At 33.0% G+C, this 14146-nt stretch carries 15 protein-coding genes; 11 read left to right on the plus strand and 4 right to left on the minus strand.

Features of this window, described 5'->3' with window-relative positions:
• Positions 1-21 precede the first annotated feature (21 nt).
• Positions 22-801, minus strand: coding sequence for a hypothetical protein (locus LG295_RS03065; RefSeq protein ID WP_017722760.1), 780 nt, complete (start codon positions 799-801; stop codon positions 22-24).
• Positions 791-1129, minus strand: a complete 339-nt coding sequence (locus tag LG295_RS03070) for a PadR family transcriptional regulator (protein ID WP_017722759.1) — start codon at positions 1127-1129, stop codon at positions 791-793. The genes LG295_RS03065 and LG295_RS03070 overlap by 11 nt, the downstream gene beginning before the upstream one ends.
• 143 nt (positions 1130-1272) lie before the next feature.
• Here LG295_RS03070 and LG295_RS03075 point away from each other — a divergent pair, with 143 nt between their 5' ends.
• From LG295_RS03075 to LG295_RS03085, 3 genes are all read left to right on the plus strand, one after another.
• Entirely contained in the window at positions 1273-1866 is a 594-nt protein-coding gene (locus LG295_RS03075) for a DNA-binding protein (protein ID WP_107530004.1), read from the plus strand.
• Positions 1867-2340 carry an SRPBCC domain-containing protein gene (locus LG295_RS03080; RefSeq protein WP_107530003.1) on the plus strand — a complete coding sequence of 158 codons (474 nt, stop codon included), beginning with the start codon at positions 1867-1869 and terminating at the stop codon, positions 2338-2340.
• Positions 2341-2429: 89 nt separating this feature from the next.
• Positions 2430-2606: a hypothetical protein gene (locus LG295_RS03085; protein WP_017722756.1), complete on the plus strand. Its 177-nt coding sequence runs from the start codon at positions 2430-2432 to the stop codon at positions 2604-2606.
• 54 nt (positions 2607-2660) lie between these two features.
• On the opposite strand, the gene LG295_RS03090 is transcribed toward LG295_RS03085, so the two are convergent.
• Positions 2661-4103, minus strand: a complete 1443-nt coding sequence (locus tag LG295_RS03090; protein WP_017722755.1) for a 6-phospho-beta-glucosidase — start codon at positions 4101-4103, stop codon at positions 2661-2663.
• A gap of 24 nt (positions 4104-4127) precedes the next feature.
• Entirely contained in the window at positions 4128-6014 is a 1887-nt protein-coding gene (locus tag LG295_RS03095; protein ID WP_318832666.1) for a beta-glucoside-specific PTS transporter subunit IIABC, read from the minus strand.
• Between the two features lie 172 nt (positions 6015-6186).
• Here LG295_RS03095 and LG295_RS03100 point away from each other — a divergent pair, with 172 nt between their 5' ends.
• The 8 genes from LG295_RS03100 to cobA all read left to right on the plus strand — a co-directional run bounded on the left by LG295_RS03100 (position 6187) and on the right by cobA (position 13956).
• Positions 6187-6888 (plus strand): GntR family transcriptional regulator, encoded by a 702-nt coding sequence (locus tag LG295_RS03100; protein WP_107530001.1) that lies wholly within the window; start codon positions 6187-6189, stop codon positions 6886-6888.
• 422 nt (positions 6889-7310) lie between these two features.
• Complete coding sequence (locus LG295_RS03105; RefSeq protein WP_107557774.1) at positions 7311-8129, plus strand: formate/nitrite transporter family protein; 819 nt, start codon at positions 7311-7313, stop codon at positions 8127-8129.
• A 302-nt stretch (positions 8130-8431) separates the two neighbouring features.
• On the plus strand, positions 8432-8971 hold the full coding sequence (locus LG295_RS03110) for a GNAT family N-acetyltransferase (RefSeq protein WP_107530000.1): 540 nt from the start codon (positions 8432-8434) through the stop codon (positions 8969-8971).
• Between the two features lie 137 nt (positions 8972-9108).
• Positions 9109-9849: a sirohydrochlorin chelatase gene (locus LG295_RS03115; RefSeq protein ID WP_158256279.1), complete on the plus strand. Its 741-nt coding sequence runs from the start codon at positions 9109-9111 to the stop codon at positions 9847-9849.
• Positions 9830-10294 (plus strand): bifunctional precorrin-2 dehydrogenase/sirohydrochlorin ferrochelatase, encoded by a 465-nt coding sequence (locus LG295_RS03120; RefSeq protein WP_107529998.1) that lies wholly within the window; start codon positions 9830-9832, stop codon positions 10292-10294. Before LG295_RS03115 ends, LG295_RS03120 begins: the two co-directional genes overlap by 20 nt.
• Entirely contained in the window at positions 10287-12698 is a 2412-nt protein-coding gene (gene nirB, locus LG295_RS03125) for a nitrite reductase large subunit NirB (protein WP_326028843.1), read from the plus strand. The genes LG295_RS03120 and nirB overlap by 8 nt, the downstream gene beginning before the upstream one ends.
• The gene (gene nirD / locus LG295_RS03130) at positions 12695-13009 is read left to right on the plus strand and encodes a nitrite reductase small subunit NirD (RefSeq protein WP_107529996.1); all 315 of its coding nucleotides are present in this window, start codon (positions 12695-12697) and stop codon (positions 13007-13009) included. The genes nirB and nirD overlap by 4 nt, the downstream gene beginning before the upstream one ends.
• Complete coding sequence (gene cobA, locus LG295_RS03135; RefSeq protein ID WP_318832668.1) at positions 13000-13956, plus strand: uroporphyrinogen-III C-methyltransferase; 957 nt, start codon at positions 13000-13002, stop codon at positions 13954-13956. Before nirD ends, cobA begins: the two co-directional genes overlap by 10 nt.
• The last annotated feature ends 190 nt before the right edge of the window (positions 13957-14146 follow it).

Here is a 14146-nt window from a genome sequence, read left to right on the forward strand (position 1 = left end):
CTTATCTTCTCTCACTTATACTTACGATTGACCTGGGTCATTTAACTTTTTGTCGCGATAATATTTGATAATTGTATAAATGATAAAACTCCAAGATATAATCAGTAAGACAATTGAAGAAATAATTACATAGTTTTTGTTCGTAAAGTCACCACCTGTAAATACTGTACCAATCAGATTGGGTATGCATAACAATAGAATAAGACCAGCATAAAATTTTTGTTTTAAAATAAAGCAAGTCAGCATTGTTAATAATAAGAGTATTAATCCTAGTGTGAAATTAGTTGTTTGATTAGGTGACCAAATTATATAAAGTGGGTAGTTGCGTAATAAGTATTCACTTAATACATATATACCAAAAATAGCTGCAGATGAAATTCCAATAATAGTATAAGTGATTTTACTGTCTCCCCAGCGCATAATTACTTTTTTGGCAAAGTATAAAATAAAGATAAATGACCCCAAAAAAATAAAGAGGAAATAACAAATTAAAGCAACCGTTAACTGAAAAGAATTATCTAACATTCTAGGAATTGTCGTCATAATAAACATGAAGGATATGAAATATAAAATATATTTGAACAAACCTTGTGTCATATTTAAATGTGTTGAGAATTTGTCTGCGTAAGACTTAATAGGTGTGTTTAATAGAGTGTCGATATTTTCATTATTTTCTTCAGCAATTGTAATATGGTCCCGTAATTCCTCTTCAATTGTATTTACCTCATCTTCATCTTTCCCACGAAATAATAATTCGATTCTTAATTTTAATAAGAAATCTTCTGCTTTTTTACTTAACATCATAAACACTCCTCATTAAATTGTTCATACCATTATTTAAATAGTTCCACTTGTGAATAAAATTAGATAATTCTTCCTTGCCTTCTGTTGTGATACTATAATATTTACGTTGTGGACCACCTGTATTTGATTTTTTTGAAATAGAAGTTATATATCCTTTTTTACTTAATCTTAATAATACGGGATAAATACTACCATCACTAATTTCAGGAAATTGCTGAGATTTCAATTTGTCTAAAATTTCATAGCCGTAAGTTTCTCCTTGAGCAATTAGACCTAAAATTGCACCATCTAACAATCCTTTCATCATTTGATTTGAAACTGACATGACATCCCTCTTCTCACTATCTTACTATATAAGATAGTAAAGGAAATTAGGTTTGTCAACTATCTTTTATAATAAGATAGTTGAGGTGGAAATTAATTGTTACGAATTTGGGTATAGTAAGCATAAAAGAGGAGGTCGATGCTATGTCCACAGATTTACCAAAGATAGGTAAACCAGCAACTAATGCTTTGCATAATCTAGGGGTGAAGTCATTAGAAGCGGTATCTAAATACGAGCGTACTACCCTACTAGGCATTCATGGAGTTGGTCCTAAAGCGATTGAACTTCTTGAAGAAGCATTAAAAGCGAATGATTTGAATTTTAAAAATGAAACGAACTTTGAAGTTCCATTTGAGTTAACAGGTGATTTGTCTTGTGATAATGCGCCAAAGAGAAGGACAATGTTAACATTTATAATCGCTTCAGCGACAGTTGATAAAAAGAAATTATCAAACTTAGTTACCAATGACTTTGTATGGGAAGTTCCGGGTAGCTTTAAGTTAGAAGGCTTTGATGACTTTTATAAAGAGCTTGAAGATCATCAAGTTAATATTGCCTCTCTAGAAGTAAAGGATAATCTTTCACATGGAAAAGTTGGCGCGATACATGGAACTCAAATAGCACAAGATGGCTCAATAGTGTACTTTACAGACATTTTTAAATTTGAAAGTCACAGTAAGGATGCTAAAGTTAAAGCTATCACATCATATATCATTATGAATGAAGGAGAATCTTAAATGAGTATTCAAAAAGACGAAAATAAAATCATTTTTACACGAGACTTTAAAGCAGCAGCCCAACAAATATTTAACGCTTATACGGATCAATCGTTGTTTGAAAAATGGTTTCACCCCCAAGGTGCTACCACAGAAGTATATAAATTTGATGTACAAACGGGAGGTGGTGCATTTTTTGCAATCCGTGCACCTCAAGGTACAAGTTATACAGTGACGCAGTATAACGACGTTGTTGAACCCCAAAAAATTGACTATAATGATTATTTTGCTGATAAAGATGGAAATATAGATGAAAAGATGGCAGGTATGCATAATATCATTCATCTGACAGAGAATGATGATGGTACTACAACGCTTCAATCTACAGCCGAATTACCAGATCCTAAAGCAGCGCAACAGTTGTTGGATATGGGTGTTGAAGCAGGTATGAATAGTACTTTTGACAACTTGGCAAAAGTAGTTGAAAATAACTAAAAGCATAAAAGTCAAAGAAATGTTAAAAATGTCGCAGTTGGGACACCACTCTTTTAGATATAATAGGGAGTGAAAAGAGGTGTGTCTAAATGAAAAAACGATATATTAAAGTACTTGGATTATATTCTTTTAGTACTTTTATACCAGCTATCATAGCAACTGAAAAATTAGTACCTAATCATACATTGAAATGGGTATTACGTACATTAGCTGGATATGGTATTTTTGCCTATGGATTACACATATTAAGTAAGTTTAAACAATAATAAAAAGGACCGAAACATATATTTATGCTTCGGTCCTTTTTATTCTGCATATATTTAATCTAACAATTCACCATTTGATTCAATAACTTTACGATACCAATCAAAGGATGTCTTTTTCTTCCTCTCTAACGTGCCATTACCTTCATTATCTCTGTCTACGTATATTAAGCCATAGCGTTTCTTCATTTCACCTGTAGTAAATGAAATAATATCTATAATGCCCCAAGGTGTATAGCCTATAAGGTCAACGCCATCTTCATCAACAGCAGCAATAGCAGCATCAATGTGCGCTTTTAAATATTCAATACGATATGAATCGTTAATTTCTCCATTATGATTTATCTCATCTACTGCGCCGAAACCGTTTTCTACTATAAATAATGGAATTTGATAGCGGTCATATAATATATTTAACGTGTAACGTAAACCTGTCGGGTCAATTGCCCAACCCCAATCACTTTGTTGAATATAAGGGTTATCCACTGAATTAGCTAACCCGCCGTTTGTAACATTTTCACCAGTGTATGCTTCAGCGTCGTGTTTAACAACTGTACTCATGTAATAACTAAAGCCAATGTAATCCACAGTACCTTGATTTAAAATTTGTTCATCACCATCTTGCCAACCTATGTCGTAACCTTTACGTGCGAGCATTTTGTTTGCGTAACTTGGATAATAACCACGTACTTGTACATCAGGGAAGAAGAAGCGTAGGCGATTTGCTTTAACTGCTTCCATCATATCTTCAGGATTTGATGAGTAAGGATAGATTGCCACATGAGAAATCATTAAACCAATTTCAAAGTTTGGATTGATTTCTTTACCAATTTTAACTGCTTTTGCGCTAGCGATAAGTTCATTATGGGCAACTTGATATAAAACTTCTTCAGGATTTTCATTTTCCTCAACAATTACGCCTGAGTTGGTCCATAAGAAAATAGGGTTGTCTGTATCCATTTGGTTATTAATTTCATTGAATGTCATCCAATACTTAACTTTATCTTTATAACGAGTGAATACTGTTTCCGCAAAATGTGCAAAGAAGTCTGCTACTTTTCTATTTCTAAAACCACCATATTCACGTGCTAGGTGTAAGGGCATTTCGAAGTGAGATAATGTGATGACCGGTTCAATATCATATTTTAATAATTCATCAAATAGGTCATCATAAAATTTTAAACCTGCTTCATTTGGTTCAGTTTCATCACCGTTTGGGAAAATACGAGACCAAGCGATTGAAGTACGTAAGCATTTCAATCCCATTTCATTAAATAGAGCAATATCTTCTTTGTAGCGATTATAGAAGTCGATACCAATATGATTTGGATAATATTTATCAGCTTCTACATTTTGAGTGATTTCACGTGCTTTACCATGAGCGCCACCGGTCATCACATCTATGACACTTAACCCTTTACCGTCTTGATCATAGCCACCTTCAAATTGATTGGCAGCGAGAGCGCCACCCCATAAAAAGTCTTTTGGTAATTTTGTCATTTTTAATTGCCTCCTAGTAGATTATTATTTGTTAATGATAGTGAGTAATTCATCGTTTGTAGTTATGTTTGATTCTTTTGTTGCTATAGTCTCACTAAATTCAGCGGAATTAGTTATAATAACAGGAATAATGCTGTCATAATTTTTTGAATCAAGTAAGGCTTTATCGAATTTTAATATCTGTTGACCTTGTTGTACTGAGTCGTTTTCATTAATTAAAATGTTGAATCCTTCTCCGTTCAATTGAACAGTGTCTAAACCAACATGAATCAATAGTTCTACTCCTGTTGAAGAAGTAATCCCTATAGCATGTTTACTGACTGCAACCATACTTACAACACCATCAAAAGGGGCATGGACGGTTTGACCTTCAGGTTTAATAGCTATACCTTCTCCCATCATACCTTCAGCAAATATAGGATCGTTGACCTTTGAAAGCGATACGATTTGTCCATCAATAGGTGCATAGGCGATCGTTTCTAAAGGAGCGTCTGTGTTTTGAACATTAGTTGTTGGGTCGGTTTTATTATCAACCTCTTCAGTTGTATCGTCCCCATATCCTAAAAATTGAATTAAAATAATCGGTAAGAGTATAGCAACCATTGATCCGATTATAATTCCCCAAATTGATGAAGGATTATCAGCACTATAACCGTTAACAATTGTAATAGGTCCTGGTAAACCAGCATATGCATAGTATTTAGGATTAAAGAAACTAGCGATAAAAGCACCGATGGCACCACTTATACAAGCGATAATAAATGGTTTTTTGAAGCGTAAGTTAATCCCATATATTGATGGTTCGGTAATACCAAATATGCCTGTAATACCTGCTGATGAAGCTACACGTTTAATTTCTGTACGCTTAGCCTTGATTAAGACACCTATAACAGCACCAATTTGTGAAATTACAGCAATAGTTTGGAAAGCTTGGAAGGCATCGCTTTGATATTGTTCAAAGTTAGCTAGTACCATAGGCGTAATACCCCAATGTACTCCGAAAATGACAAATACTTGCCATAAACCACCAATAAGGGCACCTGCTAACCATGGTGCGACGTCTACAAGATAATTAAAGCCTCCTGCAATACCATGTGCAGCAATTGTTGTGATAGGTCCAATAACTAGTAATGTAATTGGTACCATGATGACAATACTTAAAAATGGTGTGAATAAAGGTTTAACCACATCATGAATCCATTTATTCAAATATTTTTCAACGTAAGATAGTATCCATACTAAGAATAGTGGTGGTAAAACAGAAGACGTATAACTTGTTTCTGTTAAGGGGATACCGAACAGTTTGATTGCTTCTCCATCCTGTATCCTTTCGATTATGCTAGTTAAATCAGGACTAACAAGTGCAGCAGTACAAGCGACAGCGATATAGACGTTGACGTTGAAATGTCTAGCAGCTGTCATAGCAATAAATATTGGTAAAAAAGTGAAAGGTGCCCAGGACATAAAGTTAAATACTTCATAAGTCCCTGTGTCTTTAAACGATGGAATAATAAGATTTATGACAATTAATAAGCCTTGTAAAATACCTGCTGCAGCTAAAATATAAATGAATGGTGCAAATACTGCAGACATGGTTGCAATGACCCTATTGAGGATAGAACCTTTGTTATCAGAATGATCATTGCTATCGTTTTGACGTTCACCAGTTAATTCTTCAAAAGATTTAAAGATTTCACCAACATTGTTACCAATAACGACTTGGAATTGTCCGTTATTTTCTACGACTGTTACAACACCTTCGATCTCTGATACCTTTTGTTTAGCATCAGGAATTGATCTTTTTAATACTAAACGTAATCGTGTAGCACAATGCGTACTATTGACAATATTTTCTTCACCGCCGACTGCATCTAAAATGTGTTGTGCCAGTATCTCGTTTTTATCAGCCACATGCTTCAACTCCTTAATATACGCACATAAATAAAATGTAAGCGTTTCATTTAAACTTCATTATAATTATACCGGTATAATTTGTAAAGACCCTTACAAAAATATAATTCAGTTTATTTATGTCGTGTACATGTTATAATGAGTTGAATTTATAATTTAAAGGAGTAAATATATGCTCAAGTATGAACAGATTGCACAAAAGATTAATATATTTATAGAAGAAGGGCATTTTCAAGCAGGGGATAAATTACCAAGTGTTGAAACTTTAAAAGAGCAATATCAAGTGAGTAAAAGTACAGTGATTAAAGCTTTAGAAGTACTTGAAAAACGAGGGTTTATATATCAAGCTCGGGGCAGTGGCATTTATGTACGTAATAAACAAAGAGAAGGCTACCTCAATCTATTCTCTACCGGAGGATTTAGTGATGAGATTGTAGGTCTAGTAGTGACTAATAAAGTCTTGAAAGTAGAGGAAGTGGCCCCACCTGAAAGTGTTCAACAAAAATTAAAACTAAAAGGTGACGTGTCAGTTTATTTACTAGAGCGCATCGTATACGTAAATGGTGATATTCTTTGTTATGAAAGATCATATTTTAATAAAGATATCGTATTATTTTTAAATGAGTCGATTGCTGAACATTCTATTTTTAATTATTTAGAGCAACATCTAAAAGTTAAAATCGGTTTTTCTGATATTTATTTTACCGTAGACAAATTAAATGCGTCAGATGCAGACAAGTTGGAGTTAGCAGAAGGGGATCCTTGCTTAAATTATGAGCAAGTATTTTATACCACGACCGGGGTTCCATTTGATTGTTCTCATTTACACTATCATTATAAAAATGCCTATTTTTATATACCTTCACAAAAATAAAATGCTTGTGTTATGAGCTTTACTCAATGTATTAAATGAGTCGTAAGCAGGTAGCACAAGCTTTTTTTATAATTGGTTAATGACATCTTTAAAGGTGACGACATCATTTTCTAGCGCGTGTAGCATTGCTATTAGTACTGTTTACAATAAAATAACTAGACATAGGCACATTTTCTGTGCCTAATAAACTAAGTGTATGTATCGATACTGAAAATCGTATTTTTACAGTAATAACGCTTAACTATAAAATTGTGTTTGTTGTTTATACGCATGAAGTTTACGCTGATTTTGCAAAATCTCAATAAATTAAATTTATAAAAAATTGCTGAATACACTATTAAATATCAAGCGAAACCAATATAATATGGTTATTAGTATGGAAAAGTGTTGAAAAATGAATTACAAGAGGTGCTTAAATGGCAATGATAGATAATAACAAGTCTATAAAAGATACATATATGTCGAATGAAACTATTGAAAACATAAACAACCAAGTACAAATGAAAGAAGTTATGTTTAATCAGACGCCAGGACGTTATGCGCTTAAATCTGTGATGTCAGGATTTTTGTTAGCTATTGTTACAGTATTTATGTTAGGCATCAAGACGCAGTTTGCTGGAACAAATGAAGGTTTAGTTAATTTAATGGGGGCAATTTCTTTTAGTTTAGCATTAGTCTTAATTGTATTAACACATTCCGAATTATTAACGAGTAATTTTATGTATTTAACTGTCGGTTGGTATTATAAAATTATTGGTATGAATAAAGCATTTGGCATTATGCTTGTCTGTTTTCTCTTTAACATTATAGGTGGTCTTATACTATTTGGATTAATGAAATTTACACCTATTATGACAACAGAAATGGTTAACAGTTTAACTAAAATGGTTGATGGAAAAACAGTTGATGCGACGTGGTACGCTATTTTAGTGAAAGCAATTTTTTGTAATTTCTTTATTAATATTGGTATTTATGTGTCAATTCAATTTAAGGATGGTTTGTCTAGAGCATTCTTTATTGCTTGTGGTGTAGTTGTTTTTGTATTTATGGGCTATGAACATGTTGTATTTAATGCTGGATTGTACTCAGGTATGATTTTTTATGATTTTGACGCCGTGGCGTGGTTACACGTATTGAAAAATATTATATTCGCATTTATTGGTAACTATATTGGCGGTGGTATTTTTGTTGGGTTTGTATATGCATATTTAAACGGTAGAAGAGATAGTTTGAGCAATTAATTTATCTTTAACCAAAATACTAGTTATGACTTTAATATGATATGAAAAAGTTGAAGTTGAATCTTAGCAAGCAAATTAAGTTATTTAAATACTGAGCATCTCTCGAGCAGTGAGGTAACGAAAGTTTATTCATTAAGAATAGATGATTGTTTCACTGCTCTTTATTTAATTTAGGTTTATAAAACGTATCGATTGACTCAATTATTAAGAAGCCATATTGTATTGATATGATTGCAAAATTGTTTATTATTATAGGAATATTTTAGTGGATAAATGAGCGAACAATAGATAGGAGTGACGACATGTCTGATTATAATATAAGAGTTGCGGTAGAGTCTGATGCGGAAGTAATACAAGAGATAATGTATGAAGCATTTACACCGTTAAGAGAGTTAGGTATTGATTGGCCATCTGTTAATGCAAATGTAGATTTGGTCAAAAAAAATATCATTACAAGTACGACATTTGTATTGGAAAATGAGTCGGAAATTATTTCAACAATTACGGTTCGTTATCCTTGGGAAGGTAAACGTCGTATTTCTCATTATCCATTCGTTTGGTGGTTTGCTACAAAACCCTCTTATGATGGGAAAGGCTATGGTAGTAAACTTTTAAGTTATGTCGAAGAAACATTCTTACGAGATACACTTAAAGCACCTGCAGTAACTTTAGGTACTTCTGCACGTAAACATCCATGGTTATTAGATATTTATAAAAAACGTGGTTATGAAGTATACGCGGAGCATGAAAGTGATGATGGTGATTTAGGCGTAATCATGCGTAAAGTGTTAATACCTGAAAGATTTGATGAAGCAGTTTTAGGTATGCCACCTTTTCATTAATTAATAAGCATATATGTCAGGGAATCCTTTTATCTAAGGTATAAGGGGATTCCCTATTTTTATATATCAATGTGAATAAATTCACATTCGTTCGTGGATTTGTATTACAATGCAAGTATAAGATGGGTGGTGAGGAAATGGCTGAAAATATTTTAGTCATACATGGCATGCGAAAAGGTAAACAAAACAACATAATTTATGAATTTGTAAAACAATTGATGATGTCAAAACACAGACATGTATATATTGCATTTTTAGAGTGTGAAACGCGCAATTTGAAAGTTGTTATGAGCAATTTAATACGACAAGGATATTTTGAATTTAATATCATTCCTTTGTTGTTGTTTCCGGCAAAACATTATTTACATGATATACCATCAGTTTTGAAATCCTTGAAAAGAGATCATCCTCATATTACAAGCAATATTGCACAACCATTGGGCACACATAGAGATTTGCCGAACATTATTAACAGACGGATTGCTAATGCTTTAGTATCAGCAGGTCATGTAAACAGAATTATTTTGATTACACATGGAAGTTCTTATTATAAAGAGCCAGATTACGCGTTAAAAAAATTAATAACCGATTGTAATGGCTTTAATACACCAATACAGATGATGACAGTGTATGGCGACTATAGCTATCAATTGCACATAGAAAAGTATTTAAATAAAGGTGAAAGTATACTAATCGTGCCAGTTTTTCTTTATAACGGCTTTTTAGTAAATAAAATAAAAAAAGAAATTAGCCAATTAAATATAGCGTCGCGTGTTTATTATAGCAATGTGATTAATTTTAATAATGAGATTTCAGCAATAATAGAAGACAGAATACAAGAAATTGAGGAATTAGCCAATGTATCCTATTCAACTTAATGTAACCAACAAACAAATTGTCATTATAGGCGGAGGCAAGATTGCATATAGAAAACTAATGCAAATATTAAAAGAAGACGCTTGTTCAATAAGGATTATTAGTAAAAAATTTTTACCTCAATTTTTTGAGATTGAACATCCTAAAGTAAAGCTATTAACAAAGTGTTATGACAAAAATGATATTAAAAACGCATCTTTAATTATAGCTGCTACTGATGATTCAAAGGTTAACGACCAAATAAAAAGAGATGCAAAGGCGCACCAACTTGTTAATCATACAAGTGATCAGAGACAGTCCGATTTCTTTAATATGTTAGAGATAGAATTCGAAGATATAAAAATTTGTTTGAGATCCAATGGAAATAATTGTGTAAAAGTGAAACAAATATCACAAGCAGTACAAACTTATTTAACAGAGGTTTATAAGGAGGATAAACATGACTAAAAAAAAATTAGTAATGATTGGTAATGGTATGGCAGGGTTACGTACAATAGAAGAAATATTAGAACGGGATGCTGAAAAGTATGAAGTAACGATAATTGGTAAAGAACCATACCCTAATTATAACCGAATCATGTTGTCGAATATTTTACAAAAGAAAATGACAGTCGAAGAAACTATTATGAATAGCTACGATTGGTATAAAGAAAACCATATACAACTTGTTACCGGTGATACTGTTGTAGAAGTTAATCGTTCATTAAAATATGTAATAACAAAAGCTGGATCTAAATTTGAATATGATGTATGTATATTTGCTACTGGTTCAAAAGCATTTGTATTACCAATACCTGGTTCCACATTACCAAGCGTAATTGGTTGGCGTACTATTGAAGATACTGAACGTATGATTGAAATAGCACAATCCAAAAAACACGCAATTGTGATTGGTGGAGGATTACTCGGGTTAGAATGTGCGAGAGGATTAATGGATCAAGGCATGGAGGTTACTGTTGTTCACTTGGCGGAGTGGTTAATGGAAATGCAACTTGATAAAAAAGCAGGAGAACTATTAAAAGAAGATTTAGAAGCACAAGGCATGAACTTTAAATTACAAGCAAGTACAAGTGCCATACTTGGTGATGAAGATGTAACAGGTATTAAACTATCAGATGGAACGATGTTGGAAGCGGACGTAGTAGTTATGGCTGTCGGGATAAGACCATTTACGGAAGTTGCTAAAGAAAGTGGACTTGAGGTAAATAGAGGTATTCGGGTAAATGATTATATGCAAACTAATGACTCAGCTATTTTCGCTGTAGGTGAGTGTGCAGAACATGATGGAAAAGTATATGGGTTAGTTGCTCCTTTATATGAGCAAGGAAAAGTTTTAGCTGATTATTTAACAGGACGTAGTACGGAAGGTTACAAAGGTTCTACAACATTTACTTCATTAAAAGTTTCAGGCTGTGATTTGTATAGTGCTGGACATATTATTGAAGATAAAGATGTTAGAGGCATTGAAATTTTTGATAGTCGACAAAAACATTATAAAAAAGTGTTTTTAAAAGAGAATGTAATTGTAGGTTCAGTATTATATGGTGACATTGAAGATGGACCACGTTTCTTTAACATGATGAAAAAATCAGAATTACTTGATGATTATACGATGGTATCGCTACTACATAAAGGCGGTGAGTCATCAGAACTTAGTATTGAAGATATGGCTGACGACGAAACAATCTGTGGTTGTAATGGTGTATCAAAAGGTTCGATTGTTGAAGCCATCAAAACAAACGGACTAACAAATGTGGAAGAAGTAACAAAAACGACAAAAGCTGGTAACTCATGTGGTAAATGTAAAGGACAAATTGGTCAAATATTAGAGTTTACATTAGGTAATGACTTCATTGCTGCTAAGCCTACAGGTATTTGTACATGTACTGATTTAACACGTGATCAAATTGTGACGCAAATAAGAGCCAAACAATTAAAAACGTCTGATGATGTGAGAAATCAATTAAACTTTAAAGATAAAGATGGATGCCCTAAATGTAGACCAGCATTAAATTATTATTTAAATATGGTATATCCATTTGATCATGAAGATGAAATTGCTTCAAGATTTGCTAATGAACGTTATCATGCAAATATTCAAAAAGACGGTACTTTTTCTGTAATTCCACAAATGCGTGGTGGTGTTACAGATGCAGATCAATTAATTAGATTAGGGGAAGTAGCTAAAAAATATAACGTACCATTAGTGAAAGTAACAGGCTCACAACGTATCGGCTTATACGGTATAAGAAAAGAGTTGTTGCCTCAAGTCTGGGAAGATTTAGAGATGCGTTCTGCTTCTGCATATGGTAAAAAGACACGTTCAGTTAAAAGTTGTGTAGGAAAATCATTTTGTCGTTTTGGGACACAACATACAACACAACTAGGAATCAGGTTAGAAAAAACATTTGAGTATATTGATACGCCACATAAGTTCAAAATGGGTGTGTCTGGTTGTCCAAGAAGCTGCGTAGAATCAGGCGTGAAGGACTTTGGTGTCATTGGTGTGGAAAACGGTTTTCAAATATATATCGGTGGTAATGGTGGAACAGAAGTAACTGTTGGACAGCATTTAACTACTGTAGAAACTGAAGAAGAAGTGATTTTATTATGTGGCGCATTGATGCAGTATTATAGAGAAACTGCAAATTATGCTGAGCGTACTGCGCCTTGGTTAGACAGATTAGGCTTTGAAAATGTACAAACAGTACTATTAGATCCAGAAAAACAACAAATATTATTTGATCGTATTATGGTTGCGAAAGCAGCAGTGCATAGTGAACCGTGGAGACAGATTGTAGATAGTGAATTTGCACAAAGTATATTTGAAGTGGAGGAAGTGAAAGTATGATAGCGACGAACAAAGTAAAGGTGGCGAGCATGGATGAACTCACACCATTAATAGGAAAGAAAGTAAGAGTTAAAGAAAATGAAATAGGTATCTTTTTAACTGCTAATGGTGAAATTCATGCAGTTAATAATATTTGTCCTCATAAACAAGGGCCACTTTCGGAAGGGACAGTGAGTGGTGACTTTATATATTGCCCCTTACATGATCAAAAGATCGATTTAAAGACAGGCATTGTGCAAGAACCAGATACAGGATGTGTAGAAGTATATAAAGTTGAAATTATCGATGGAGATGTTTATATATGCATTTAGTAGAATCAGGCAAAGTGCATCTTGTTGGTGCTGGTCCAGGTGACCCAACACTTTTAACAAGAAAGGCTGAGCAATTGATAAGAAGTGCAGATATTATATTTTACGATAGGTTAGTAAATCCTTTCATATTACAATTAGCTAAACCAGAAATTGAAATTATCGATGTGGGAAAACGACCTTACCAAAAGCATATACAACAAACTGAAATAAATGAACAAATTATTTTAGCGGCACAACGTTATTCGTGTGTAGTCAGATTAAAAGGTGGCGACCCTGCAATATTTGGAAGAGTACAAGAAGAGGCCGTGGCATTATCTGAACAGGGGATCCCTTTTGAAATTGTACCAGGTATTACATCAGCTAGTGCTGCGGCTGCTAAAATGGGTATAGGGCTAACTGCAAGAAATGTTGCTAAAGCTATTACTTTCACAACTGCTTCTCACTGTAAAGGGCAAGTAGAGGCACTTGATTTACACAGTCTTATGCACGGAGGCACATTGGCTATTTATATGGGCATAAAAAGGTTACCTCAAATAGTAAAACAAATATATCAAGAAACAAAAATAGATTTTCCTATAGCCATTTTTTATAATGTGTCTACTTATCATGAACAAATGATTTCTGGCCATCTTACTACAATAATCAAACAAGTAGAAGAGCAAGATTTAGGAATGACACCAGGTGTCATTATTATAGGTAAAGTCATGGAAATGACAAATGAAATGTCCAGAAACATTGATAATATGAAACGAAAAAATTATTTGATTTCTGGAAAGCGCAGTTTAGCTATTGAAAAGGCTTTTGAATTATATGCAGCGGGACATTATTGCTTGATTAAAATAGATTCCCAACAACCTTATCATAAATCTCAATTTAAACTTTATGAACAGCAGGAAAAAGACTTAGAATTTGATGAACATATATTTACGGATAATTATCAAGTTTAGACAATTCTATTTGTAGAACTTTCATAATTTAATAAGCAATATAAAAAAATGACAAATTACTAACATAGTAATTTGTCATTTTTTATTTGTACTAATAGTAGTTAGATAAGTCGGATTGAATACGATGGTTAAAGGTTTTAATTTATATAAAAGCGATCATAAATTAAGTCTTATTATTTTAAAAAAAACA

This window comes from Staphylococcus pseudoxylosus (assembly GCF_044794325.1).
Classification (GTDB): Bacteria; Bacillota; Bacilli; order Staphylococcales; family Staphylococcaceae; genus Staphylococcus; species Staphylococcus pseudoxylosus.

Excerpts from the sequence above, each read along its gene's own strand:
- LG295_RS03065 (WP_017722760.1), bottom strand. The coding sequence starts at position 801 with ATGTTAAGTAAAAAAGCAGAAGATTTCTTATTAAAATTAAGAATCGAA.
- LG295_RS03070 (WP_017722759.1), bottom strand. The coding sequence starts at position 1,129 with ATGTCAGTTTCAAATCAAATGATGAAAGGATTGTTAGATGGTGCAATT.
- LG295_RS03075 (WP_107530004.1), top strand. The coding sequence starts at position 1,273 with ATGTCCACAGATTTACCAAAGATAGGTAAACCAGCAACTAATGCTTTG.
- LG295_RS03080 (WP_107530003.1), top strand. The coding sequence starts at position 1,867 with ATGAGTATTCAAAAAGACGAAAATAAAATCATTTTTACACGAGACTTT.
- LG295_RS03085 (WP_017722756.1), top strand. The coding sequence starts at position 2,430 with ATGAAAAAACGATATATTAAAGTACTTGGATTATATTCTTTTAGTACT.
- LG295_RS03090 (WP_017722755.1), bottom strand. The coding sequence starts at position 4,103 with ATGACAAAATTACCAAAAGACTTTTTATGGGGTGGCGCTCTCGCTGCC.
- LG295_RS03100 (WP_107530001.1), top strand. The coding sequence starts at position 6,187 with ATGCTCAAGTATGAACAGATTGCACAAAAGATTAATATATTTATAGAA.
- LG295_RS03105 (WP_107557774.1), top strand. The coding sequence starts at position 7,311 with ATGATAGATAATAACAAGTCTATAAAAGATACATATATGTCGAATGAA.
- LG295_RS03110 (WP_107530000.1), top strand. The coding sequence starts at position 8,432 with ATGTCTGATTATAATATAAGAGTTGCGGTAGAGTCTGATGCGGAAGTA.
- LG295_RS03115 (WP_158256279.1), top strand. The coding sequence starts at position 9,109 with ATGGCTGAAAATATTTTAGTCATACATGGCATGCGAAAAGGTAAACAA.
- LG295_RS03120 (WP_107529998.1), top strand. The coding sequence starts at position 9,830 with ATGTATCCTATTCAACTTAATGTAACCAACAAACAAATTGTCATTATA.
- nirB (WP_326028843.1), top strand. The coding sequence starts at position 10,287 with ATGACTAAAAAAAAATTAGTAATGATTGGTAATGGTATGGCAGGGTTA.
- nirD (WP_107529996.1), top strand. The coding sequence starts at position 12,695 with ATGATAGCGACGAACAAAGTAAAGGTGGCGAGCATGGATGAACTCACA.
- cobA (WP_318832668.1), top strand. The coding sequence starts at position 13,000 with ATGCATTTAGTAGAATCAGGCAAAGTGCATCTTGTTGGTGCTGGTCCA.